The following is a 25,450-nucleotide window of genomic DNA, read 5'->3' on the forward strand; positions in this document are numbered from 1 at the left end:
GAGGGTTATCGATGAAAATGCTTCCCCTACGTGCGGCCGTCGCTGCCGCGTTGTTGAGCGCCGCCATCGGCGTCTCGGCCAAACCCTTGGTGGTCTGCACCGAAGCCAGTCCGGAAGGCTTCGATATGGTCCAGTACACAACTGCAGTCACAGCCGATGCGGTGGCCGAAACCATCTTCAATCGACTGGTGGACTTCAAGCCCGGCACCACTGAAATCGTCCCGGCGCTGGCAGATTCGTGGGAGATCAGCGAAGACGGTCTGACTTACACGTTCCACCTGCGCAAAGGCGTCAAGTTCCAAACCACCGAATACTTCAAGCCGACCCGCGACATGAACGCCGACGACGTGCTCTGGAGCTTCCAGCGTCAGCTGGACCCGAATCACCCGTGGCACAAACTGTCGAGCGTGGGCTTCCCGTACTTTGAAAGCATGGGCTTCAAAGAACTGCTGAAGAACGTCGAAAAAGTCGACGACAACACGGTCAAGTTCACCCTGACCCGTCGCGAAGCGCCGTTCCTCGCTGACGTGGCGATGCCGTTCACGGCGATCTACTCCGCCGAATACGCCGACCAGTTGCTCAAGGCCAACAAGACTGGCGACCTCAACAACAAACCGGTCGGCACCGGCCCGTTCATCTTTCAGCGTTACGCCAAGGATGCGCAGGTGCGCTTCAAGGCCAACCCGGAATACTTCCGTGGCAAGCCACCGGCAGACGCGTTGATCCTGGCCATCGCCATCGATAACAACGTGCGCTTGCAAAAGCTCAAAGCCAATGAGTGCCAGATCGCGCTGTATCCGAAGCCGGATGACATCCCGAGCATCAAGAAAGACAGCAACCTCAAGATTGATGAGCTGAACGCGATGACCGTTTCGTACATCGCCATGAACACCCAGCACAAATATATGAGCGACGTGCGCGTGCGCAAGGCGATCGACATGGCCTTCGACAAAGCCGCTTACGTCAACGCAGTGTTTGGCAAAGGCAACGCAACCGTCGCGGTCAACCCGTACCCGGACACGCTGCTCGGCTACAACCACGACCTGAAAAACCCGCCGCGTGATCTGGACAAGGCCCGCGCCTTGCTCAAGGAAGCCGGGGTTCCGGAAGGCACCACGTTCACCTTGTTCACCCGTAACGGCGGCGGTCCGACCAACCCGAACCCGATGCTCGGCGCGCAGATGATGCAGGCTGACCTGGCGAAAGTCGGGATCAAGATCGACATCCGCGTGATGGAATGGGGCGAAATGCTCAAGCGCGCCAAGGCTGGCGAGCACGACATGGTGTCGGCCGGATGGGCGGGCGACAACGGCGACCCGGATAACTTCCTGACGCCTATGCTCAGTTGCGAAGCGGCCAAGAACGGCGAAAACTACGCGCGCTGGTGCAGCGAGAAATTCCAGACGCTGATCGACGAAGCACGGGCTAAAGTAGATCCGGCCGAACGCGCCAAGCTGTATGAACAAGCCCAGGCGATCTTTAACCAGGATCAGCCGTGGATCAGCATGGCCCACACCCGTATGTTCACCGCAATGCGCAACAACGTAGAGGGCTATCACATCAGTCCTCTCACCACTAATAACTTCGCCACCACCCAGGTGAAGTAGATAAGAAACTCCCGGCCTCCCTGACCCCAGGGAAGCCGGGCACGCCTAACCGGCTGATGAGGTACCACACAAGATGTTTAGTTTTATTGCCCGCCGACTGGGGTTGTTGATCCCCACGTTTTTCGGCATCACCTTGCTGACTTTCGCGTTGATTCGCATGATTCCGGGCGACCCCGTGGAAGTGATGATGGGCGAACGTCGGGTCGACCCCGAAATGCACGCTCAGGCAATGGAACGCCTAGGTCTGAACAAACCGCTGTATGCCCAGTATCTGGACTACATCGGCAAACTGGCCCAAGGCGATCTTGGCGAATCCCTGCGTACTCGTGAGAGCGTATGGACCGAGTTCACCTCCCTTTTCCCGGCGACCCTGGAACTGTCCATGGCCGCCCTGCTGTTCGCCGGCATCCTCGGGCTTCTGGCCGGGGTGATTGCGGCACTCAAGCGAGGATCCCTGTTCGACCACGGGGTGATGGGCATCTCCCTCGCGGGGTATTCGATGCCGATCTTCTGGTGGGGCCTGATCCTGATCATGTTCTTCTCGGTGAGCCTCGGCTGGACCCCGGTGTCCGGGCGCATCGATCTGCTCTATGACATCGAGCCACGCACCGGTTTCATGCTGATCGACACCTTGTTGGCCGACGACATGGGCGCGTTCCTCGATGCCCTGCACCACCTGATCCTGCCAGCCATCGTGCTCGGTACCATTCCGCTGGCGGTGATCGCGCGGATGACCCGTTCATCGATGCTCGAAGTGCTGCGCGAAGACTACATCCGCACCGCCAAGGCCAAAGGCCTGTCGCCGTCGCGCGTAGTGTTCGTGCACGGTCTGCGTAACGCGCTGATTCCGGTACTGACCGTGGTCGGCCTGCAAGTCGGCACCCTGCTCGCGGGTGCGGTGCTGACCGAAACGATTTTCTCCTGGCCCGGCATCGGCAAATGGCTGATCGAAGCCATCGGCGCACGGGACTATCCGGTCGTGCAAAACGGCATCCTGTTAATCGCCTGCCTGGTGATTCTGGTCAACTTCGTGGTGGACATCCTCTACGGCTTTGCCAACCCACGCATCCGTCATCAGCGCTGAGATCATGACCATGACCACTCCAGCTTCAACTGCAAATCAAGCGGCAGCAGTCGATCAAAGCCTGCTGTATCCGTCCCCGTACAAAGAATTCTGGCAAGCGTTTTCCAAGAACAAAGGTGCCGTCGCCGGCCTGCTGTTCATGCTGCTGATCGTGTTTTGCGCGCTGTTCGCGCCATGGGTCGCACCGCATAACCCGAGCGAGCAATACCGCGACTTCCTGCTGACCCCGCCAGCCTGGCTGGAAGGTGGGCAGATGCAATTTCTGCTCGGTACCGATGAACTGGGTCGCGACCTGCTGTCGCGCTTGATTCAGGGCTCGCGCCTGTCGCTGCTGATCGGCTTGTCGTCGGTAGTGATGTCGCTGATCCCGGGGATTCTGCTCGGTCTGTTCGCCGGCTTCTTCCCGAAAATGATTGGCCCGACCATCATGCGTCTGATGGACATCATGCTGGCCTTGCCGTCGCTGCTGCTGGCTGTGGCGATTGTCGCCATCCTCGGCCCTGGCCTGATCAACACCGTGATCGCAATCGCCGTGGTTTCGTTGCCGTCGTATGTCCGCCTGACCCGCGCTGCGGTGATGGGCGAACTGAACCGCGACTACGTGACCGCCGCGCGCCTCGCCGGTGCCGGTCTGCCACGTCTGATGTTCATCACCGTGCTGCCGAACTGCATGGCACCGCTGATCGTACAGGCGACCCTGAGTTTCTCTTCGGCGATTCTAGATGCCGCAGCCCTGGGCTTCCTCGGCCTTGGCGTACAACCGCCAACCCCTGAGTGGGGCACCATGCTGGCCTCGGCCCGCGACTACATCGAACGCGCCTGGTGGGTGGTAAGTCTGCCTGGCCTGACCATTTTGCTCAGCGTGCTGGCAATCAACTTGATGGGCGACGGCCTGCGCGATGCGCTGGACCCGAAACTCAAGAACGCCGCCTGAGGAGATTCAAATGTCACTGTTGGAAATCAAGAATCTCAACGTTCGTTTCGGCGACAAAAACGCTGTGCCGGTGGTCGATGGCCTCGACATCAGCGTCGACAAGGGCGAAGTACTGGCAATCGTTGGCGAATCCGGTTCGGGTAAATCCGTGACCATGATGGCGCTGATGGGCCTGATCGAGCATCCGGGGATCGTCACCGCCGACGCGCTGAATTTCGACGGCAAGAACATGCTCAAGCTGAGCAACCGTCAGCGTCGGCAAATCGTCGGCAAAGATCTGGCGATGGTGTTTCAGGATCCGATGACCGCGCTGAACCCGAGCTACACCGTCGGTTTCCAGATCGAAGAAGTGCTGCGTCTGCACCTGAAAATGTCCGGCAAGCAAGCACGTAAACGTGCCATCGAACTGCTGGAAAAAGTCGAAATCCCCGGCGCTGCCAGCCGTATGGATGCCTACCCGCATCAGCTGTCCGGCGGCATGAGCCAGCGCGTGGCAATCGCCATGGCTATTGCTGGCGAACCGAAACTGCTGATCGCCGATGAACCGACCACAGCACTCGACGTAACGATTCAGGCGCAGATCATGGACCTGCTGCTGGCGTTGCAGAAAGAACAGAACATGGGTCTGGTGCTGATCACTCACGACCTCGCGGTCGTGGCCGAAACCGCCCAGCGCGTGTGCGTGATGTACGCCGGTCAAGCGGTGGAAGTCGGCCAGGTACCGCAACTGTTCGACATCCCGGCGCATCCGTACAGCGAAGCGCTGCTCAAGGCGATTCCGGAACATAGCCAGGGCGCCGAGCGTCTTGCAACGCTGCCGGGCATCGTTCCCGGCCGCTATGACCGTCCGCACGGCTGCCTGTTGTCGCCGCGCTGCCCGTACGTGCAGGACAGCTGCCGCGCACAACGTCCGACCCTTGACCCGAAAAGCCACAGCCTCGCCCGCTGCTTCTTCCCGCTGAACCAGGAGGTGGCGTAATGGCCGTCGTACTTACCGCCCGCGACCTGACCCGTCACTACGAAGTGTCCCGAGGCTTGTTCAAGGGCCATGCGACCGTGCGCGCCCTCAACGGTGTGTCGTTCGAACTGGAAGCCGGCAAGACCCTCGCGGTTGTAGGCGAGTCGGGTTGCGGCAAATCCACACTGGCGCGTGCGCTGACGCTGATTGAAGAGCCATCCTCCGGTTCCTTGAAAATCGCCGGGCAGGAAGTCTCCGGCGCCGACAAGGCTCAGCGCAAGCAACTGCGCAAAGACGTGCAGATGGTGTTCCAGAGCCCGTACGCCTCGTTGAACCCACGGCAGAAAGTCGGTGACCAACTCGGCGAGCCGCTGCTGATCAACACCAACCTTTCTGCGGCTGAACGTCGCGAAAAAGTCCAGGCGATGATGAAGCAGGTCGGCTTGCGTCCCGAGCACTACCAGCGTTATCCGCACATGTTCTCCGGCGGTCAGCGTCAGCGGATTGCGCTGGCTCGGGCGATGATGCTGCAACCGAAAGTGCTGGTGGCGGATGAACCGACCTCGGCGCTCGACGTATCGATTCAGGCGCAGGTGTTGAACCTGTTCATGGATCTGCAGCAGGAGTTCAACACCGCTTATGTGTTCATCTCGCACAACCTGGCAGTGGTGCAACACGTGGCGGATGACGTGATGGTGATGTACCTCGGTCGCCCAGTGGAAATGGGCCCGAAGAACGCCATCTACGAGCGTCCGCTGCACCCGTACACCCAGGCGCTGCTGTCGGCCACCCCGACGATTCACCCGGACCCGAACAAGCCGAAAATCAAGATCGTCGGCGAGTTGCCCAACCCGCTCAATCCGCCGCCGGGCTGCGCTTTCCACAAGCGCTGCCCGTATGCGACCGAGCGTTGCAGCACTGAAGAGCCGGCCCTGCGCCTGCTCGACAATCGGCAAGTGGCTTGCCACTACGCCGAGCAGTTCCTCGACGGCGCGGCGTAAGCAGATCTGGGGGAAATGCAAAACCCTGTCGGAGCGGGCTTGCCAGCGATGACGTCGTGCCAGTCACCTGATTTGTTGACTGACACACCGCAATCGCGGGCAAGCCCGCTCCCACAGGGATGATGTTGAATTCAGAGATGGCGTGTTGACCAAACCCCTTCTGTTTCGATTGCGCATCAATCGGGAAAGAAGGGGTTTTCTTTTGCCTGCAATCTACGTCTGGCTGTCGCCTTCGTCCGGATCATCAGTAGTCGAATCGTCATCGTCAGCACTGCCACCCTGCCCCTGATCACCCGGTTCGGATTCGGACTTGGCGAGCATCAAGCCGCTGTGCCCGACCTGTCCGTTGAATGCCTGGGAATCATGATCCTCGCACTCGGCCCAAGCCGTCGCGGTGCCGAGGGACAGCATGACCATCACTTTCAACAGCAATAAAATTCGTAGCAACCTGCTTTTCATAGCCGACTCCATCCATTTTCAGGTAAGACATGCGTGCCGGACTGGCGCTGTGTGAAATCTAGTTCCGATCAGCCGGACTCACCACTTAGGACGCTGACGAGGGGGCAGAAATGCCGTCGGCGGACAGATTGCTTTCGAATAACGTCAATAACCGGATCAGCTAAGCGGGCGGGTGGCTTGCCACGTCAAAGGGATCGACATCAACAGCAGCGCAGCACTGGCCAGCCATACGCTGTGCCCGCCGAAATTGCCGTACAACTGACCACTGAGCACCGGAGACAGCAACGCGCTGGCACTCCAGCTCATGAAGAACAGGCCGAAGTACTGGCCGCTCTTGCCACGCTGGGCGAACTGCATCGCCAACACATTCAGCGGCGGCATGAACAGCGCCTCGCCCAGGGTCCAGATCACCGTCGACAGGCAGACGAACGCCAACCCGGTACCGAACGGCAACATGCCCAGACCGCAGGCCAGCAGCACACTGCCCACCACCATTTGCCGCCGCGAGCCCCAACGCTCGCCCCAGTGCGACAGCGGAATCTGCAGCGCAATCACCAGCAGCGCATTGAGCCCGAACTGCCAGCCAATTGCCTCTGTACTTAACTGATAGTAATCACGCAGATAGTTGCCCAGCGTGCTGTAAACCGTGTCGAACGCGATGCCGAGCACGGCGGTTGCCGCCAACAGCCAGAGAAACGGTCTGTCGCGCAAAGGCGAACCGGAGGCACCCACGCCGCTATCGGATTGCTCCTCGACAATCAGCACCGGCCGCCGCCATGTGGTGCGGACAAACCACAGCAACGCCAGCAGCGTCATCGCCGCACTGACGAAAAACACCCAACGAAAATCGTTCTGCGCCAACACCCCACCCGCCACCCCGGCGGCCGCCATGCCGAGATTGCGCGCCACCCGGCTCAACGCCTGCGCACGCGAGCGCTGCGCCACCGCGCAATATTCCATGATCAGGCGCTGATGCAATGTGCGAATGGCGCCATCAATGGTCCCGCTGAGCAGCAACAAGGCAGCCAGCAACGGCACTTGCGTCACCAGCCCCAGCAAAATCAACACCCACACCGAAACGAAAAAAAGCGCCGCCGTCAGCCGCGCCGTGCGCACATGATCACTGAGCCAGCCACCGAGCATCGACCCGACCAGCAAACCGGCGCCGTACGCCGACAGCAACCAGCCAACTGTCTCAATCGCCAGCCCCAGCTCCTGACGCAGATACAGCGCCATGAACAACTTGACCATGCTGCTCAAGCGATTGATGAACAGCAATGCCGCGAGCACCCAGGCCATGGTGCTGAAATAGCCGTTGAGGCGAAGCAGATGAGTAAGCCTACTGATCATTTGATCCCTCCTTGATCAACCTTGTGGCGAGGGAGCTTGCTCCCGCTGGGTCGCAAAGCGGCCCCAAAAAACCGAGGCCTGCTACGCAGCCCAGCGCGAGCAAGCTCCCTCGCCACAGGTTCAGTGCATGGCATGAATGAACCGTATGGGCGCTCATACTTGATCAACGCGCAAAAAAAAGCCCACTGTTTTCACAGTGGGCTTTCGCGGCGTCATCCATCAGCGCTTAGTGATGCTCACGCGTCGCACGGAATTTCACATCCGGCCAGCGCTCTTCCATCAAGGCCAGGTTAACCCGCGTCGGGGCGAGGTAGGTCAGGTGACCGCCGCCATCGATTGCCAGGTTTTCCACTGCCTTGTTGGAGAATTCCTCAAGCTTCTTCTTGTCGCTGCAATCGATCCAGCGCGCGGAGTACACGGTGATCGGCTCGTAGGAGCACTCGACCTTGTATTCCTCTTTCAGGCGGCTGGCGACCACGTCGAACTGCAGCACACCGACGGCGCCGAGGATGATGTCGTTGCTGCGCTCCGGGAAGAACACCTGAGTGGCGCCCTCTTCCGCGAGCTGTTGCAGGCCCTGACGCAGCTGCTTGGATTTCAGCGGATCGCGCAGACGCACGCGGCGGAACAGTTCCGGCGCAAAGTGCGGAATACCGGTGAAGCCCAGTGCTTCGCCTTCGGTGAAGGTGTCACCGATCTGGATCGTGCCGTGGTTGTGCAGACCGATGATGTCGCCGGCGAAGGCTTCTTCAAGCTGTTCACGTTCGGAGGAGAAGAAGGTCAGGGCGTCGCCGATGCGCACGTCCTTGCCGGTGCGCACATGGCGCATCTTCATGCCTTTCTCGTATTTGCCGGAACAGATACGCATGAACGCGATGCGGTCACGGTGTTTCGGGTCCATGTTCGCCTGGATCTTGAAGATGAAGCCCGAGAACTTCTCTTCCACCGGCTCAACCGTGCGCTCGTTGGCCACACGGGCCAGTGGGCGCGGAGCCCAATTGACCACAGCGTCGAGCACGTGATCGACACCGAAGTTGCCCAGTGCCGTACCGAAGAACACCGGGGTCAGTTGACCGTCGAGGAACTCCTGCTGGTTGAATTCGTGGCAGGCGCCCTGCACCAGTTCCAGCTGATCGACGAAGCGATCGTACTCGTCACCGAGGTGCGCGCGCGCCTCGTCGGAGTCGAGTTTTTCGATGATCTTGGTTTCAGTGCGCTCGTGACCGTGGCCGGCGGTGTAGACAATGATGTAGTCGTCGGCGAGGTGATAGACACCCTTGAAGTCGCGGTAGCAACCAATCGGCCAGGTGATCGGCGCCGCCTTGATCTTGAGCACGGCTTCGATTTCGTCGAGCAGTTCGATCGGGTCGCGGATGTCCCGGTCGAGTTTGTTGATGAAGCTGACAATCGGCGTGTCACGCAGACGGCAGACGTCCATCAGCGCGATGGTGCGTGGCTCTACACCCTTACCGCCATCGAGAACCATCAATGCCGAGTCGACCGCCGTCAATGTGCGGTAGGTGTCTTCGGAGAAGTCTTCGTGACCCGGGGTGTCGAGCAGGTTGACCATGTGGTCGCGATACGGGAACTGCATGACCGACGTGGTGATGGAAATACCACGCTGCTTTTCCATCTCCATCCAGTCGGATGTCGCATGGCGGTCGGATTTACGCGATTTCACCGTGCCCGCAATCGCAATCGCCTTGCCCATCAACAGGAGCTTTTCGGTGATTGTCGTCTTACCGGCATCGGGGTGGGAAATAATGGCGAAAGTGCGGCGTTTCGCGACTTCGGCGGCCTGTCTGGTCATGGGAAATCGCCTGGCGGTGATCTAAAAAAGGGCGCCGATTATAGCCCATGTCGATGCAATAACCGAACCGTTGAGCATATTAAGGGTGGCCAAATGCTGCCGCAGGTGGGAACCTTTTGAAGCACGGAGACGTCCATCCCCTGTTACGAAATTTCGTCAGGGGCTGAAAAATCAGCAAGTTAGCCTGACGAGGCTGCGCTCATGGCTCGCTTTCAGACCGCTGTTGCCGGTGCTGAGGGAGCTGCTTCTCGCGAACGTTAATGTCCCGGCAGCCAGGCATGGCATGTCACTCGGGATGGCGTTCGCCGACTATAAAAAAGGAGTCCGCCTGTGGCTATCCGCTATGGCAAAGGGCTTATTGGAGGTGCGGTGGTTATCGCGCTCCTGGCCCTGCTGGTCCACTGGATCGGCATCAACACGATCGAACACTACCGCGACGATTTGTTGTTTTACCTGCAAGCTCATCTGATTCTCGTCCTCGCTTCAATGCTGGCCGCCCTTGTCGTGGGCATCCCCGCCGGTATCTTGCTCAGTCGCCCGAGCATGGTCGGCCGCGCTGAACGCTTCATGCAGATCTTCAATATCGGCAACACCGTGCCACCGCTGGCCGTACTCGCGATTGCCCTGGGGATTCTCGGCATCGGCAGTGGTCCGGCGATCTTCGCGCTGTTCCTCGCCTCGCTCCTGCCCATCGTGCGCAACACTTACGAAGGCCTGAAAAACGTTCAGGGTTCGTTGAAAGAGGCTGCGGTCGGCATCGGCATGACCCCGCGCCAAGTGCTGTGGAAAGTCGAATTGCCCAACGCCGTACCGATCATCATCGGTGGTGTACGCGTGGCTTTGGCGATCAACGTCGGCACTGCGCCGCTGGCCTTCCTGATCGGCGCCAACAGTCTTGGCAGCCTGATCTTCCCCGGCATCGCCCTGAACAATCAGCCGCAACTGTTGCTCGGCGCCGCGTGCACCGCGCTGCTGGCCTTGCTGCTTGATGGTGTGGTCACCCTTGCCAGCCGTCTGTGGCTGGAACGCGGTTTGCGCACGTCTTGAGCCTTGGCAAAGGAATACTTATGAAACGATTGACCCTGATTCTGGGCTGCGTCCTGCTGTTCGCGGGATTTGCCCAAGCCGCCGAAAAACCGGTAATCCGCATCGGCGCGCGGGTGTTCACCGAACAGACCCTGCTGGCCGAAATCACTTCGCAATACCTGCGCGCCAAAGGCTACGACACGCAAGTTACCGGCGGCCTCGGCAGCAACCTCGCCCGCAGCGCTCACGAAAGCGGGCAACTGGACATGCTCTGGGAATACACCGGCGTGTCGCTGGTGGCTTACAACCATGTGACCGAGAAACTCGACAGCCAACAGTCTTACGCCCGAGTCAAAGAACTCGATGCGAAAAAAGGATTGATCTGGCTGACGCCGTCGAAATTCAGCAACACCTACGCGCTCGCCCTGCCGAAAAACGTCGCCGACGCTTACCCGCAGATCAACAGCATCAGCGATCTGAATAAAGTGCTGCGCGACGAAGCCAAGACCGAGCATCTGGTGGCGCTGGATACCGAATTCGCCAACCGTTCCGACGGTCTGGACGGCATGGTCAAGCTCTACGACATGAACCTGACGCGTGAAAACATCCGTCAGATGGACGCCGGGCTGGTCTACACCGCGCTGCGCAATGGTCAGGTATTCGCCGGTCTGGTCTACACCACCGACGGCCGCTTGAACGCCTTCAAGCTCAAGTTGCTGGAAGACGACAAGCATTACTTCCCGGACTACACCGCAGCACCGGTCGTGCGTCAGGCGTATCTCGACGCGCACCCGCAACTGGCCGAGCAACTCAAGCCGCTGGCCGAACTATTCGACGACGCCACGATGCGTCAGCTCAACGCGCGGGTCGATGTCGATCACGAAAGCCCATCCGCTGTTGCCGCTGATTTCCTGCGCCAGCATCCACTGAATTAAGGGAGGAAAAGTCATGGAATTCTTGAACGCCTTTTCCCACCTCGACTGGCAGCAGGTGATGCACCTGACCTGGCAGCACATCACGCTGGTCGGCATTGCCGTAACCCTGGCGATCCTCATCGGCGTGCCGCTGGGCATTCTGATGACTCGCTTCCCGAGCCTTGCCGGCCCGTTGCAGGCCAGCGCCACGGTGCTGCTGACCGTGCCGTCGATTGCGCTGTTCGGCCTGCTGCTGCCGTTCTACTCGAAATTCGGCCAGGGCCTCGGCCCAATGCCGGCGATCACTGCCGTGTTCCTGTATTCGCTGCTGCCGATCATGCGCAACACCTACCTCGCGCTGACTGGCGTCGAGCCCGGTATTCGCGAAGCCGCACGCGGCATCGGCATGACCTTCGGCCAGCGCCTGCGCATGGTTGAACTGCCCATCGCAGTGCCGGTGATTCTCGCCGGCGTGCGCACCGCCGTAGTGATGAACATCGGCGTGATGACCATCGCCGCAACCATCGGCGCCGGCGGCCTCGGCGTGCTGATCCTCGCCGCCATCAGCCGCAGTGACATGTCGATGCTGATTGTCGGCGCACTGCTGGTCAGTCTTCTGGCGATTTTCGCCGACCTGTTTTTGCAATGGCTGCAACGCTCGTTGACTCCAAAAGGATTACTCAAATGATCGAACTTCAAAACCTCAGCAAGACCTTCCAGAGCAACGGCAAAGATGTCAAAGCCGTGGACTCGGTGAGCCTGACCGTCAATGAAGGCGAAATCTGCGTGTTCCTCGGGCCATCGGGTTGCGGCAAAAGCACCACGCTGAAAATGATCAACCGCCTGATCAAACCGACCTCCGGCAAGATCCTGATCAACGGCGAAGACACCACCGACCTCGACGCCGTGACCCTGCGCCGCAACATCGGCTACGTGATTCAGCAGATCGGTCTGTTCCCGAACATGACCATTGAAGAAAACATCGTCGTGGTGCCGAAACTGCTCGGCTGGGACAAACAGAAATGCCACGACCGCGCCCGCGAATTGATGAGCATGATCAAGCTTGAGCCCAAGCAATATCTGCATCGTTACCCGCGTGAACTGTCCGGCGGCCAGCAGCAACGAATCGGCGTGATCCGCGCGCTGGCGGCAGATGCGCCGCTGTTGCTGATGGATGAGCCGTTCGGCGCGGTCGATCCGATCAACCGCGAGATGATCCAGAACGAATTCTTCGAGATGCAGCGCGCGCTGAACAAGACCGTGATCATGGTCAGCCACGACATCGACGAAGCGATCAAACTCGGTGACAAGATCGCGATCTTTCGCGGCGGCAAGCTGTTGCAGATCGATCATCCGGACACCCTGCTCGCTCACCCTGCCGACGAGTTCGTCAGCAACTTCGTCGGACAGGACAGCACCCTCAAACGTCTGCTGTTGGTCAAGGCTGAAGACGCGGCGGACAACGCGCCGTCGGTCAGCCCGGAAACTCCGGTGGCCGATGCGCTGGAATTGATGGACGAACATGACCGTCGTTATGTGGTGGTCACCGACGGTGATAACAAAGCACTGGGTTATGTTCGACGTCGCGACCTGCACCGTCAGACCGGGACCTGCGCGCAGTATCTGCGCGAGTTCAACGCCACGGCGGCGTATGACGAGCATTTGCGCATCCTGTTGTCGCGGATGTACGAGTTCAACCGCTCGTGGCTGCCGGTGATGGACGCCGACCGGGTGTTCCTTGGGGAAGTGACTCAGGAATCGATTGCCGAGTACCTGAGCTCCGGCAAGTCGCGCGGCGGCAAGACCAGCATCGTCTCTCCCGCCGAGACTGCACTGGCCTGATGGATTTGTGGCAACTCGGCCCCCCCCCCCCCCCCCGGAATTCCGTTTCCGGGGGAACATCACACTGTCATGCAGGTCGGTTACATCAGTAGATGAGCCGACCGCACGACGGAAGCGTGCAAAAACGCGACATTTTTAGTTGATCTCAGCCCCCTCACACCCTAAAGTTCGCGCCGAACGTCCATGCTGGAAACGATCCATCCGGCTCAAGTACTGACGACGAGACAGCAGGCCAGGGGCAGCACCGCTTCCATGGCCTTTTTGCTTTCGGCGACATGCCTTGGGAAGTAGGCGAACCAAAGTGGGGATACGGAGGACGTTCATTTGCACCCATTGATTACTAACGTTTGCCAGTAGGAGCTCCCTAGCATGTCGATCAACGTCGAAGATTATTTCGCGCGCGCCACTTTTGACAAAATGAAGGCGTTCGCCGACAAGCAAGAAACCCCGTTCGTGGTGATTGATACCGCGATGATCAGCCAGGCCTACGATGACCTGCGCGCCGGTTTCGAATTCGCCAAGGTTTACTACGCCGTCAAGGCCAACCCGGCTGTCGAAATCATCGACCTGCTCAAAGACAAAGGCTCGAGCTTCGACATCGCCTCGATCTACGAGCTGGACAAAGTGATGGATCGCGGCGTCAGCGCCGACCGTATCAGCTACGGCAACACCATCAAGAAATCCAAGGACATCCGCTACTTCTACGACAAAGGCGTGCGCCTGTTCTCCACCGACTCCGAAGCCGACCTGCGCAACATCGCCAAGGCTGCGCCGGGTTCGAAAGTCTATGTGCGCATCCTTACCGAAGGCTCGACCACTGCTGACTGGCCCCTGTCGCGCAAATTCGGCTGCCAGACCGACATGGCCATGGACTTGCTGATCCTCGCCCGCGACCTCGGTCTGGTGCCTTACGGCATCTCGTTCCACGTCGGTTCGCAACAGCGCGACATCAGCGTCTGGGATGCCGCAATTGCCAAGGTCAAAGTGATCTTCGAGCGCCTGAAAGAAGAAGACGGCATCGTGCTCAAGCTGATCAACATGGGCGGTGGCTTCCCGGCCAACTACATCACCCGCACCAACAGCCTGGAAACCTACGCCGAAGAAATCATCCGCTTCCTCAAAGAAGACTTCGGTGATGATCTGCCGGAAATCATTCTCGAGCCGGGCCGTTCGCTGATTGCCAACGCCGGTATTCTGGTCAGTGAAGTGGTATTGGTCGCACGTAAATCGCGCACCGCGGTAGAGCGTTGGGTGTACACGGATGTGGGCAAGTTCTCCGGCCTGATCGAAACCATGGATGAAGCGATCAAGTTCCCGATCTGGACCGAGAAGAAAGGCGAGATGGAAGAAGTGGTCATCGCCGGCCCGACCTGCGACAGCGCCGACATCATGTACGAGAACTACAAGTACGGTCTGCCGCTGAACCTGGCGATCGGTGATCGTATGTACTGGTTGTCGACCGGCGCTTACACCACCAGTTACAGCGCGGTTGAGTTCAATGGCTTTCCGCCGCTGAAGTCCTACTACGTGTAACTCTTGAACCGGTAATGCAAAAAGCCCATGACGTGTCATGGGCTTTTTTTTAGAGCGTCTTTGCCATTTGAACCAATTGTTCGGACATGCCTTTGATTTCATCAAGCGAGCCAATGACCAGCGGCAGCGAAGCCTTGGCACGAGCCATCGTCTGATGGGGATGGTGAGTTCGCAAAGTTCGTTTCGCTTCATCCAGCATGTATACCCATCGATAACAGAAATCGCCGAGATTGCTCGCTGCCACACCGGCACGCCGACGAAGATCGAACAACCGCCTGACATGCTCTCTGGCCATCGCCTGTCGTCGCTCTTCCGAATACGGTTGGCCTGGATCATAGCCCATACCCGGTAGACCGATTCGACCCAAACCGTAATAGACTTCGATCTTAGGGGTTGGGCCGTCGCAACTGCACAGTGGCATCGTCAGCGATTCGATAAAGCGAACAAAAATGCCATGGATCGATTCAGCGAGACTTGTCACTTGCGATTTGAAATCCGACACAGCACGTTGGCAAGAACCCAACCGAGCATCGAGTTCGCGCAGAATATCAATCACATCTGCACGAGGGGCACTTCCCCAATCGGCGGATCTCACGACAGTGAACTGTTGTGGATCAATCACGGAAATGGGCAATCGTCGATTCTGCGTGACGGAGACAACAGCTTCAAACTCGCTGATGAAACTGCTCACGTCGTGCAATATCCGGGCGGATGTATTGCCCAACAAAGGCACGGTGATGCCGATCGCCCGCCAGCATAGTTCGTTGGCGGACGCCACCTGGCTCAATGCCTGAGCATTGGGTGGCGGCAACATGGTGTGCCCGGTTCGGGCGATGGCATCGGAGAATCGATTGATTTCCACCAACGCCGCGGGCAGCTCATTCAAAAAATCAACGTATTGCTTCAAGGTGGCAAAATTCTTTTCTGCCAATAAATAATCAAGCATCAGTGTTTCCTCAAACATGGCAAACCATCAATGGCCAACGACCAGCTCTCGTTTGGCTAACCGTGTTAACCGATATGCCATTGCACCTCGATTAACACGGATCGATGGAGTGCTCAGCCCAACCTAGCGGTTAGGGACCGAAACAGGAGTAAGGAATGCAATGAACAATTTCGCTTGCGCCTTGAAGGTGGCGCTGCGAACGTCATCATCGGTGAAGGAGCTCTTGTCGGTAGCGGTCTGGAAAAGTTCAAAAGCGCTAATCGCGGGACTGTAACTCGCTACGTGGATTTTGCGTTGTTCTTCAATCGCGTGAAGGGCTTGCAGGTATTTGATCTTGCCGGCCGAGGCACTGACCACACCGTCTTGAAGATTGATTTCGTTGTCGAGTGCCGCGATTTTGCCTTGCAGCTTGTCGCTTTCCCGAACCATATCCAGAAAACGAATGCCTTCGCCGATATTACCAATGGTCTTTTTGAGCTGATCGATAGCTAACATCACCACCGCGACTTGCGGCGGTGTCAGGCCCAGTGCTATCACCTTATCGACCGTCAATGCGATATCTTTGCCAAGCTCCTCAATACCTTTCTTTTCCAAAGTCTCGATAGCGTCGATAACAAGCTTGCGCTCTTCCTTAAGGATTTCCCATTTTCCTTTCAAGGCGACGAATTCCGCTTTTGCCAGCACTTCATCACGTTCAAAGTCGGTGATGTACCCCCGCGTTGAACGCATGTCGAACGTATCGCTGATTTCTTTCAGGCACTTGCGTACTTGAGTGGTTTGCAGGCCAATCGCGTCTGCAACGTCGTTCAATAGGCGTTGGCGTTGAGCGTTGATCTCTTCGATCTCCTGAGCGTCGTTTTCCTCTTCGAACATCTTCTCGAGTCTGTCCAGACGTTGCAGGCTATTGTCTAATTGATCACTGCTTTCAAAGGCTGCAGTTTGCAGTCCAATAGCGCCTTGACCGACGCCTTGGACAAGTCGATTGAAGCGATCAAACAGATCGGGGAGGTAATTCAGCTTTACCCGCCATACTTGCGCCTGCGTGCGATGCTCGCTCATCTGTGAATGACTATCCCTGAGCGCAACCAAGTCGAGTTCCGGATAAGTCTGTTGAAACGATGCAGTGAACGCCATCGAACGCGATGTGTTTCCGTAATTACGCTCGTATTCTTCGTCCGCCTCTTTGAACACCTCAATCAACTTGTCCGAATCCGTTTTGATCTGCACCCATGGATTAACGACTTCTGCGAATTCAGACATGAAAATCTTGAGACCCAATGCGTCCTCGATACGGCCAACCGCGCCAGTAGAGTTCATGATGCTCCGATGCAGAACGCTCCAGACATACATCAGATTTTGCGTGGCTACATCGGCGTCGATTGCGACAATCATCAGACTTTGCAGATCATGCTTGACCCGCGCCAGCGATCCCAGGGTCTGGTTCTTGTTTGTAAGAATCAGAATGTCCTTTTCTTGTTCGGCGTACAGCTCGTTGCGCCGGGCGCGAATATTTTCCGCCTCCACCCCCATATAAATGGCCATCGCCAGCCCGACAATATTCATTCCCGCAGCAGCTTTCAGGGCTTCTTGAACAGCGGCCTTGTACTCAGTATTTTTGATATCGATTTCTTTTGCACGCTCATCGATCACCGCTTTCAGCTGTTTAACGTCTTCCGCCAAAGAACTATTTTCGATCAGACCGACTCTCAGCTTTATACCTGGCAAGATGTGTTCGCGCAGATCATAGCCAAACATATCAAGGTCTTTCTTGATACTACCCACCTCTTGTAGATTGAAATCAATTTTTTCAAAAATACGCCTCAAGTAATAATCGAGTGTACTGATGGTATCCTCTTCCAGTTCAATACCCGGAAACTTATCACCCAGTTCAAGCTGCAGTTGTTTCAACTGCTCCAGCGTCCTAACATTATGCTTTTCCAAGAGTCCCGAGGCTTTTACTTCGCTATAGACCTCTTTCATCGAAGCGCCATAGTTCACCATGCTACTGGCAAACTCCTTAAGACCACGCCCCGTCATCATGATCCGCTCGCGCAGTGGCGACCAGCGCCTGGCATGATTTCGGGTATTCAAAAAAGTAGCCAGAAAGTCGGCAGGGCTCAGTCCTGGGCCACCATCCTGACCTGCACCAAAGCGTAGATAGTCCCTGACATCCTCTAGGGTATAGGGCAACGCCAGACCGGCGGCCTCATATTTGCGCAGATCAATTACTTGTTTTTTAGTCAGCAACAACCCCGAGTCACGAGTGGATCCATCAAGTGCTCCGACAGAACCTTGAGTAAACAGCTTAGGGGCTGCAGCGGCGAACTTTGTTACTTCTTCGGGCGTTGCATTATTTAACGCATCCCCCCACAAAAAACCATTAGACATAACTACTCCATTAATTAGTCAAAGAATAAAACCGAAAAGAATAAAGACCAGAACAACTTTTAGTCTCGAACAAAGACTATCCGAGAAAACACAAACCTCAAATCACCAACTTAAATCCAAATGTATTAACTCAATCAAAAATAGCGAATTAATACTGCAGACCGTAGAAAATCAGACTTAAAAGCATTTACAGTCAAGCTGAGACTATGCAACAGGAACGCTCAAAGAGTTGCTTAACAACTTCGACCTTTGTTGATATTCCTCGGCCAATGCCTGAACACGAGGGTCCGTCGCGCTCATCAATGCCTGAGTCGCAACCTTCAGAAACGCAAGATTTCCGCCAAGCATCGCGCGGCGATACCATGCCAGACTCTCCTCGATCCTTTTCTGGTCAATCAGGATACTGGCGTAGCTGAACTGGCCACGAAAATCCCCTGCTTCAGCGGAACGGCGATACCAGTCGTGCGCAGCTATGGAATCGACCGAACAGCCCAGACCCTCTTCCAGATACCGCCCCAAGAGGTTCATCGATTTGGCATGGCCGAGTTCCGCTGCGCGGCGATAGAGAGTCAAGGCTTGCACTTGATCCTTGATCACTCCACGACCAGTGGCCAAGAGATTGGCATAGTTATACATCGCCCAATCCAGTCCCGCTTCAGCAGCTTGACGATAATGCCTTGCAGCTATTGAAGCATCAGAGACGCAACCCCAGCCCTGCTCATGGCAACGACCGAGCATGTTGCGCGCCATCAAGTGCCCACGCTTGGCGGCAATCTCGAACCAACGCACGGCCAGCGGTTGATCCTGCGCGATGCCTTGCCCGTCCAGCAGGATCTGCCCTAGCAGCGCCTGAGCATCCAGCACACCTTCTGTGGAGGCGATCAAAATCGCCTGAGCCGCACGTGCCGGGCTTTCTTCGAGCATGGCTTTGAGCTGTTCGCCGTCGAGGATTTCCTCGCGGCGCAGTTGAAAACTCATACCTCGACCCAGCGGCGCAACAGGTTGTGATAAGTCCCGGTGAGGCGGATCAGTGACGGATGATCTGGCATGTCCTGCGTCAGTTGCTGGATTGCCCCATCCATCTCGAACAGCAAGGCCCGCTGGCTGTCCTCGCGTACCAGACTTTGCGTCCAGAAGAACGAGGCAAACCGCGCGCCACGGGTGACGGCGTTGACCTTGTGCAGGCTGGTGCCGGGATACAACACCATGTCACCGGCGGGCAGTTTCACCTGTTGAGTGCCGAAGGTGTCCTGAATCTCCAGCTCACCGCCGTCGTAATCCTCAGGCTCGCTGAAGAACAGCGTGGCTGACAGATCGGTGCGCACGCGCTCGGGGCTGCCCTTGGGCTGGCGCACCGCATTGTCGATGTGAAAATCGAAACTGCCCCCCGCCGTGTAGCAGTTGAGTAACGGCGGGAATACTTTGTGCGGCAGTGCGGCGGACATGAACAGCGGATTTTTCCACAGACGTTCAAGCATCGCCGCGCCGATTTCCTTGGCCAGCGGATGGCCTTCAGGCAGTTGCAGATTGTGCTTGGCCTTGGCCGATTGATAGCCGGCGGTGATCTTGCCGTCCGCCCAATCCGCTTGCTGCAAAGCCTCGCGAATACGCTGCACTTCGTCTTTTTCGAACAGACCGGGAATGTGCAGCAGCATGGCGATGACCCCTGATGGCAAAGAGGCGGCAATGGTATTGATTCTTATTGTCTGTGTAAAACCCGGCAGACGGATGAACTGGCAAAAACCGTAAGGTTAAATTGTAAAGAATGTAAATTTGTCGCGAATAGTAATGTTTCGCAATTGATACGAATACTTGTTTGACCTATATTCCGCCGCCTCAAATCCTTGGGGAGGGGAATAAAAATGGCACGTCTACACGCACAATTACCGGTCAGTTCACCACGTCTGCTCGCCTCTGCAATCGGCGTAGCAATCACCGCCGGCTCCGCAGGCCAGATGGTGTTCGCCGCTGAAAAGACCGACAGCAAAACCTCCGGCAATGCCATCGCCCTGGACGCCACCGCCATCACCGGCGAAGCCCAGGACGCGACGTCCTACCAAGTCGAAAAAGCCTCCTCGCCCAAGTACACCGCGCCGCTGATCGACACGCCGCGCTCGGTCACCGTGATTCCGCAACAAGTTTTGAAAGACACCGGCGCCCTGAACATGCAGGACGCGCTGCGTACCGTGCCGGGCATTACCTTCGGCGCTGGTGAAGGCGGCAACCCACAGGGCGACCGTCCGTTCATTCGTGGTTTCGACGCTCAGGGCGACACCTACCTTGATGGCGTGCGTGACACCGGTTCGCAGAGCCGCGAAATCTTCGCCGTGGAAAACATCGAAGTCAGCAAAGGCCCGAACTCGGCCATCGGTGGTCGCGGCGCGGCGGGCGGCAGCATCAACCTTGTGAGCAAAAAAGCGCACCTGGGCAACTCGTTCGACGGTGGTTTCACCTGGGGTTCCGACCAGACTCAGCGTTACACCATGGACGGCAACTATCAGTTCAGCGACAGCGCTGCGGGCCGTCTGAACCTGATGAGCCATGAGAGCAACGTTGCCGGCCGCGACAAAGTCGATTACGACCGATGGGGCATCGCACCTTCCCTGGCTTTCGGCCTCGGCACCGACACCCGCGTCAACCTCGATTATTACCATCTCGAAAGCAACGACACCCCGGATTCGGGTATCCCGTACAGCATTCCAGCGGCAGGTTCGGCGGCGCGCACCAAGTCCAATCCGGACAAGCCGAATGCCGGTGGCGATCACGACAATTTCTACGGTCTGGGTCGCGACTTCCGCAAGGGTCGCACCGATACCGCGACCTTCGCCATCGAGCATGATCTGAGCGACTCGCTGACGATCAAGAACACCCTGCGCCACGGCACCAGCATGCAGGATTACATCCTCACGCAGCCGGACGACAGCAAAGGCAACGTCAACAACGGCAGCGTCTGGCGGCGGGCGAATACTCGGGTGAGCAACACCGAGACCACCACCAATCAGACTGACCTGTTCGGCAACTTCTACGTCGCCGGCTTCAAGAACAGCTTCTCCACCGGCGTCGAATACACCCGTGAGGAAAGTCAGAAGTCCTCGTACAACGTCAACACTGACACCACGCCCCGCACCAGCGCTGTGACCACCAATTGCAACCCGGGATTGATCGGCGCATCCAGCGGCTACAACTGCACCTCGCTGTCGAACCCGAACCCGAACGATCCGTGGAACGGCGCGATCTCGCGCAACTATGCCGGCACCGACACCCAGTCCGATACTTACGCGCTGTATGCGTTCAACACCCTGGAACTGTCCGAGCAGTGGCTGGTGAACACGGGTCTGCGTTACGACCACTTCGAAACCGGCTACAAGACTTACAACGGCGCTGGCCGCACCACGTCCAAAGGCGCGGACACCAGCGAGTTCGTCACCGGTCAGTTCGGCGTGGTTTACAAGCCGGCAGAAAACGGCAGCATCTACGCCTCGTATGCCACCTCCGCCACTCCACCGGGCAACACTCTTGGCGAAGGTCAGGAAGGCAACCCGCTGGGCGGCACGCCGGACCGCAGCGGTAACCTGCTCAAGAGCGACATGGAGCCGGAAACCACCAAGAACTACGAAATCGGCACCAAGTGGGATCTACTGAATGATCGCCTGTCGCTGACCGCTGACATCTTCCGCACCGAGAAAGAAAACGCGCGCGTGCAAGTCGATACCACGTCCTACGAGAACGCCGGCAAGACCCGCGTGCAAGGTGTCGAGTTGTCGGCCAGCGGCAAGATCACCGACAAGTGGCAGGTGTTCGCCGGTTACGCCTACATGGACAGCGAGCAAGTGGATGGTGGTGACCTGCCGGCCAACAAAGCCAACAACGGCAACCAACTGCCAAACACCCCGAAAAACAGCGCCAGCCTGTGGACCACTTACCAGGTCACGCCGAAGCTAACCATCGGTGGCGGTGCGTTCTATGTGGATGATGTGTTCGGCAGTGTGGCCAACACCACGATGGTTGATTCGTATGTTCGCTACGACGCGATGGCCGCGTACAAGCTGACCAAGAACGTCGATCTGCAACTCAACGTGCAGAACCTGACCAACGAAAACTATTACGACAAAGCCTTCTCGACCCACTTCGCCAACCAGGCGGCGGGCCGTACGGCACTGTTGAGCACCAACTTCCACTTCTGATAGAAGCCGGAAACACCAAGCCCCGTTCATTCAATTGAACGGGGCTTTTGTGCGTAATCAATAAGCTTCTCGCCAACCCACGGCATAATGCGCGCCGTGAAAACAACTTTCGACGAACAAGGCAAGCGACGTGTTGAAGAAAACCCTGTTCCAGTTGCACTGGTTTTTTGGCATCACTGCCGGACTGGTGCTGGCCCTGATGGGCATCACCGGCGCTGCGTATTCGTTTCAGGATGAAATTCTGCGCGCATTGAATCCCTCGGTGCTGCAGGTCGAGAAGCAGGTCGCCGGGGTGCTGCCACCGGTTGAACTGGTGGAGCATATCGAAGCCGCGTCCGGCAAAAAGGTCGCGATGCTCTGGGTCGACACCGACAGCGGCAACGCGGCGAAAGTATTCTTCACCCCGCCCAAGGGTGAACGGCGTGGCGAGATGCGCTACTTCGATCCGTACACCGCCGAGTTCAAGGGTGACGCGGTTGGTCAGGATTTCTTCGGCCTGATGCTGCAGCTGCACCGCTTCCTCGCCATGGGCGATACCGGCCGCAACATCACCGGTGCCTGCACCCTGATTCTGCTGTTCTTCTGCCTGTCCGGTCTGTACCTGCGCTGGCCGCGTCAGTGGAACAGCTGGCGCGTGTGGCTGACCCTCGACTGGAAGAAAAAGGGCCGCAATTTCAACTGGGACCTGCACTCGGTGGCCGGTACCTGGTGTCTGCTGGTGTATCTGCTGCTGGCGTTGACCGGGTTGTCCTGGTCGTACGAGTGGTACAACAAAGGCCTGACCAAATTGCTTTCCGACGCGCCGCAAAACGAGCGCGTACGCGGTGGTCGCGGCCCGGCACCTGAAGGCCCGACGCCGACCGCCGATTACGCAGCGATGTGGAGCAGCATCTACAGCACTGCTGGCCCGGGCCTGTCGGCCTACAACATCCGCATGCCTGCCGTGGCCGGGCAACCGGCGACCGTGTTCTACCTGCTCGACAGCTCGCCGCATGATCGCGCGCTGAATCAGATCACTCTCGACCCGGCCACCGGCGTGGTCAAACGCGTGGATCGTTACGCCGACAAGAGCTTCAAGGCGCAGCTGTTGACCAGCATTTATGCGCTGCACGTCGGCAGCTATTTCGGTCTGGTCGGCCGCATCATCATTACCCTCGCCGCCGTGTGCATGCCGCTGTTTTTCATCACTGGCTGGCTGCTGTATCTGGATCGTCGGCGCAAGAAAAAGCAGGTCAAAGACGCACGTAAAGGCTTCGATCAACCGGCCGACAATGCCTCGGCCTGGCTGATCGGTTTCGCCAGTCAGAGCGGTTTTGCCGAACAACTGGCGTGGCAGACTGCCGGCCAATTGCAGGCTGCCGGATTGCCGGTGAGGGTGCAGCCACTGGCGAATGTCAGCGAGCAGGATCTGCGTGATTCGAGCAATGCGCTGTTCGTGGTCAGCACCTTCGGCGACGGCGATGCGCCGGACAGCGCTCGCGGTTTCGAGCGCAAAGTGCTGAGCAAGGCCTCGACCTTCGACAGCCTGAATTACGCAGTACTTGGCCTCGGCGATCGTCAGTATGAAAACTTCTGCGGCTTCGCCCGACGCCTGCATCATTGGTTGAGCGAGCACGGTGGCAAGACTTTGTTCGCGCCAGTTGAAGTCGACAGCGGTGACCCATACGCGCTGCGTCATTGGCAGACCCAACTCGGCCTGCTCACCGGGCAAGCAGCGGTCGACACCTGGCAAGCACCGAGCTACGACAACTGGACGCTGGTGCGTCGCGACTTGATGAACCCTGACAGCAGCGGCTCGCCGGTTTACCTGCTGGGCCTGAGCGCACCGAATACCAGCAGTTGGCTGGCCGGTGATCTGGTAGAAGTGTTGCCACGCAATTGCCCGTGGATCGTCGAGCATTTCCTCGATGGCCTGGGCATTCGCGGCGAAACCCTGGTCAAGCTCAACGGCCTCGAAGAACCGCTGGAAGTGGCCCTCGCCACCCGCCAATTGCCCGAACACCGCGCACAGCTCGTTGGGCTGCATGCCCAGGCGTTGGTCGATGCGATGGTCCCGCTGACGATGCGCGAATACTCGATCGCCTCGATCGCCGCCGACGGTATCCTCGAATTGATCGTGCGTCAGGAACAGCACTCCGACGGTAACCTCGGCATCTGTTCCGGCTGGTTGACCGAGCATGCGCCGGTGGGCGGCAGCATCAGCCTGCGCGTGCGGCGCAACAGCGGATTCCATCTGCCGAACGAACCGCTGCCGATGATTTTGCTGGGCAACGGCACAGGTCTGGCGGGACTGCGCAGCTTGCTCAAGGCGCGGATTGCCGATGGTCAGCAGCGGCACTGGTTACTGTTCGGTGAGCGCAATCGGGAGCAGGATTTCCTCTGCCGTGCGGAGCTTGAAGAGTGGTTGATCAATGGCGATCTGGAGCGGCTGGATCTGGCGTTTTCGCGGGATCAGGTGGAGAAGATTTATGTGCAGGATCGCTTGCGCGAGTCGGCTGAGGAGTTGAAGAAGTGGTTGGCGGATGGCGCGGTGATTTATATCTGCGGGAGTCTGCAAGGGATGGCATCCGGCGTGGACCAAGTACTGAATGACATCCTCGGCGCTGCTGAAGTAGAACGCCTCATCGAACAAGGCCGCTATCGCCGCGACGTCTATTAGAAGACCCCCTCACCCTAACCCTCTCCCGGGGGGAGAGGGGACTGATTGGGGGATGCTGTGGAAATACGCCGACGTGAAAGAGCTTTAGTGAATCCAAAATGGATTTGGTGTTGCTTTGTGGATTCCATATTCACCTGGATTTTTCAGGTCGATATACAACTTGAGACACTTCGGTCGGCCCCCTCTCCCCCGGGAGAGGGCTGGGGTGAGGGGAACTGGTCTACCGTAAAATCTCAACCCACCTTCACAAGGACCGTGAAGCATGCCAACCCGCCCCACCCTCGCCCAATTCGCCCGCCAACTGCGCATCAACCAAACCGACTGCGAACACCTGCTCTGGCAAAAACTGCGCTCACGACAACTCGCCGACCTGAAATTCCGCCGGCAGTTTCCATGTCATCCGTATGTGCTGGATTTTTACTGTGTTGAATTGAAACTGGCTGTTGAGCTGGAGGGCGGTCAGCACTTCGAGACAGCAGGGGTTATTCATGATCGACGGCGTACGCTTTTTCTTCAGGGGCTGGGAATTGAGGTGGTGCGGTTCAGCAATCTTGAGGTGATTGGGCAGATGGGGGATGTGTTGGAGCAGATTATGCGGATTGCGGCGGAGCGGAGATTGCGATCCTGATCCAAAGGCTGCCCTCACCCTAGCCCTCCCGAAACGTCGGACCGCCCAGAGGTAGAGGGGACCGACCGTGGGATGCTGCAGAAATACATCGACCTGAAGGCCTCGTGCGGAATCCATAATCAACTCA

Annotated in this window: 20 protein-coding genes; 13 read left to right on the forward strand and 7 right to left on the reverse strand. The window is 57.9% G+C overall.

Annotated features, from left to right (window positions below):
- Positions 1 to 11 precede the first annotated feature (11 nt).
- The 5 genes from ACP7EE_RS17625 to ACP7EE_RS17645 all read left to right on the forward strand — a co-directional run bounded on the left by ACP7EE_RS17625 (position 12) and on the right by ACP7EE_RS17645 (position 5,584).
- Positions 12 to 1,607, forward strand: coding sequence for an ABC transporter substrate-binding protein (locus tag ACP7EE_RS17625; RefSeq protein WP_426202581.1), 1,596 nt, complete (start codon positions 12 to 14; stop codon positions 1,605 to 1,607).
- Between the two features lie 73 nt (positions 1,608 to 1,680).
- Entirely contained in the window at positions 1,681 to 2,691 is a 1,011-nt protein-coding gene (locus tag ACP7EE_RS17630) for an ABC transporter permease subunit (RefSeq protein WP_042557626.1), read from the forward strand.
- A gap of 10 nt (positions 2,692 to 2,701) precedes the next feature.
- Complete coding sequence (locus tag ACP7EE_RS17635) at positions 2,702 to 3,625, forward strand: ABC transporter permease subunit (RefSeq protein WP_426202583.1); 924 nt, start codon at positions 2,702 to 2,704, stop codon at positions 3,623 to 3,625.
- A 10-nt stretch (positions 3,626 to 3,635) separates the two neighbouring features.
- Complete coding sequence (locus ACP7EE_RS17640; RefSeq protein WP_426235573.1) at positions 3,636 to 4,604, forward strand: ABC transporter ATP-binding protein; 969 nt, start codon at positions 3,636 to 3,638, stop codon at positions 4,602 to 4,604.
- Positions 4,604 to 5,584, forward strand: coding sequence for a peptide ABC transporter ATP-binding protein (locus ACP7EE_RS17645; RefSeq protein ID WP_426235575.1), 981 nt, complete (start codon positions 4,604 to 4,606; stop codon positions 5,582 to 5,584). Before ACP7EE_RS17640 ends, ACP7EE_RS17645 begins: the two co-directional genes overlap by 1 nt.
- 213 nt (positions 5,585 to 5,797) lie before the next feature.
- Here ACP7EE_RS17645 and ACP7EE_RS17650 read toward each other — a convergent pair whose 3' ends face one another.
- The 3 genes from ACP7EE_RS17650 to ACP7EE_RS17660 form a co-directional block, all read right to left on the reverse strand.
- Entirely contained in the window at positions 5,798 to 6,043 is a 246-nt protein-coding gene (locus ACP7EE_RS17650; protein ID WP_420647590.1) for a hypothetical protein, read from the reverse strand.
- Positions 6,044 to 6,199: 156 nt separating this feature from the next.
- Positions 6,200 to 7,393, reverse strand: a complete 1,194-nt coding sequence (locus ACP7EE_RS17655) for an MFS transporter (protein WP_426235577.1) — start codon at positions 7,391 to 7,393, stop codon at positions 6,200 to 6,202.
- A 226-nt stretch (positions 7,394 to 7,619) separates the two neighbouring features.
- A complete protein-coding gene (locus ACP7EE_RS17660; RefSeq protein WP_426235579.1) occupies positions 7,620 to 9,203 on the reverse strand; it encodes a peptide chain release factor 3 in 1,584 nt (527 codons plus the stop codon).
- Between the two features lie 330 nt (positions 9,204 to 9,533).
- Between ACP7EE_RS17660 and ACP7EE_RS17665 the strand changes: the two genes are divergently transcribed.
- The 5 genes from ACP7EE_RS17665 to ACP7EE_RS17685 all read left to right on the forward strand — a co-directional run bounded on the left by ACP7EE_RS17665 (position 9,534) and on the right by ACP7EE_RS17685 (position 14,518).
- Entirely contained in the window at positions 9,534 to 10,250 is a 717-nt protein-coding gene (locus ACP7EE_RS17665) for an ABC transporter permease (RefSeq protein WP_420647587.1), read from the forward strand.
- 20 nt (positions 10,251 to 10,270) lie between these two features.
- The gene (locus tag ACP7EE_RS17670) at positions 10,271 to 11,164 is read left to right on the forward strand and encodes a glycine betaine ABC transporter substrate-binding protein (protein WP_426235581.1); all 894 of its coding nucleotides are present in this window, start codon (positions 10,271 to 10,273) and stop codon (positions 11,162 to 11,164) included.
- Positions 11,165 to 11,177: 13 nt separating this feature from the next.
- Entirely contained in the window at positions 11,178 to 11,831 is a 654-nt protein-coding gene (locus tag ACP7EE_RS17675; protein ID WP_426235583.1) for an ABC transporter permease, read from the forward strand.
- Positions 11,828 to 12,985, forward strand: coding sequence for a betaine/proline/choline family ABC transporter ATP-binding protein (locus ACP7EE_RS17680; RefSeq protein ID WP_420647584.1), 1,158 nt, complete (start codon positions 11,828 to 11,830; stop codon positions 12,983 to 12,985). Before ACP7EE_RS17675 ends, ACP7EE_RS17680 begins: the two co-directional genes overlap by 4 nt.
- Positions 12,986 to 13,354: 369 nt before the next feature.
- On the forward strand, positions 13,355 to 14,518 hold the full coding sequence (locus ACP7EE_RS17685) for a type III PLP-dependent enzyme (RefSeq protein WP_420647583.1): 1,164 nt from the start codon (positions 13,355 to 13,357) through the stop codon (positions 14,516 to 14,518).
- 49 nt (positions 14,519 to 14,567) lie between these two features.
- Here the strand turns inward: ACP7EE_RS17685 and ACP7EE_RS17690 are convergent, their stop codons facing one another.
- The 4 genes from ACP7EE_RS17690 to ACP7EE_RS17705 form a co-directional block, all read right to left on the reverse strand.
- Positions 14,568 to 15,464: a hypothetical protein gene (locus ACP7EE_RS17690; RefSeq protein ID WP_426202601.1), complete on the reverse strand. Its 897-nt coding sequence runs from the start codon at positions 15,462 to 15,464 to the stop codon at positions 14,568 to 14,570.
- A gap of 123 nt (positions 15,465 to 15,587) precedes the next feature.
- A complete protein-coding gene (locus ACP7EE_RS17695; protein WP_426202603.1) occupies positions 15,588 to 17,852 on the reverse strand; it encodes an alpha-xenorhabdolysin family binary toxin subunit A in 2,265 nt (754 codons plus the stop codon).
- Positions 17,853 to 18,056: 204 nt separating this feature from the next.
- A complete protein-coding gene (locus ACP7EE_RS17700) occupies positions 18,057 to 18,830 on the reverse strand; it encodes a tetratricopeptide repeat protein (RefSeq protein ID WP_426235585.1) in 774 nt (257 codons plus the stop codon).
- The gene (locus tag ACP7EE_RS17705) at positions 18,827 to 19,507 is read right to left on the reverse strand and encodes a Fe2+-dependent dioxygenase (RefSeq protein WP_426202605.1); all 681 of its coding nucleotides are present in this window, start codon (positions 19,505 to 19,507) and stop codon (positions 18,827 to 18,829) included. Before ACP7EE_RS17705 ends, ACP7EE_RS17700 begins: the two co-directional genes overlap by 4 nt.
- 207 nt (positions 19,508 to 19,714) lie before the next feature.
- Between ACP7EE_RS17705 and ACP7EE_RS17710 the strand changes: the two genes are divergently transcribed.
- The 3 genes from ACP7EE_RS17710 to ACP7EE_RS17720 all read left to right on the forward strand — a co-directional run bounded on the left by ACP7EE_RS17710 (position 19,715) and on the right by ACP7EE_RS17720 (position 25,323).
- Positions 19,715 to 22,036: a TonB-dependent receptor gene (locus ACP7EE_RS17710; RefSeq protein ID WP_426235587.1), complete on the forward strand. Its 2,322-nt coding sequence runs from the start codon at positions 19,715 to 19,717 to the stop codon at positions 22,034 to 22,036.
- A gap of 130 nt (positions 22,037 to 22,166) precedes the next feature.
- Complete coding sequence (locus tag ACP7EE_RS17715) at positions 22,167 to 24,695, forward strand: PepSY domain-containing protein (RefSeq protein ID WP_426235589.1); 2,529 nt, start codon at positions 22,167 to 22,169, stop codon at positions 24,693 to 24,695.
- Positions 24,696 to 24,957: 262 nt separating this feature from the next.
- On the forward strand, positions 24,958 to 25,323 hold the full coding sequence (locus ACP7EE_RS17720; protein ID WP_426235591.1) for an endonuclease domain-containing protein: 366 nt from the start codon (positions 24,958 to 24,960) through the stop codon (positions 25,321 to 25,323).
- The last annotated feature ends 127 nt before the right edge of the window (positions 25,324 to 25,450 follow it).

Origin of the sequence: Pseudomonas sp. TWP3-2 (assembly GCF_049897765.1) — a bacterium.
Taxonomy (GTDB): Bacteria; Pseudomonadota; Gammaproteobacteria; order Pseudomonadales; family Pseudomonadaceae; genus Aquipseudomonas.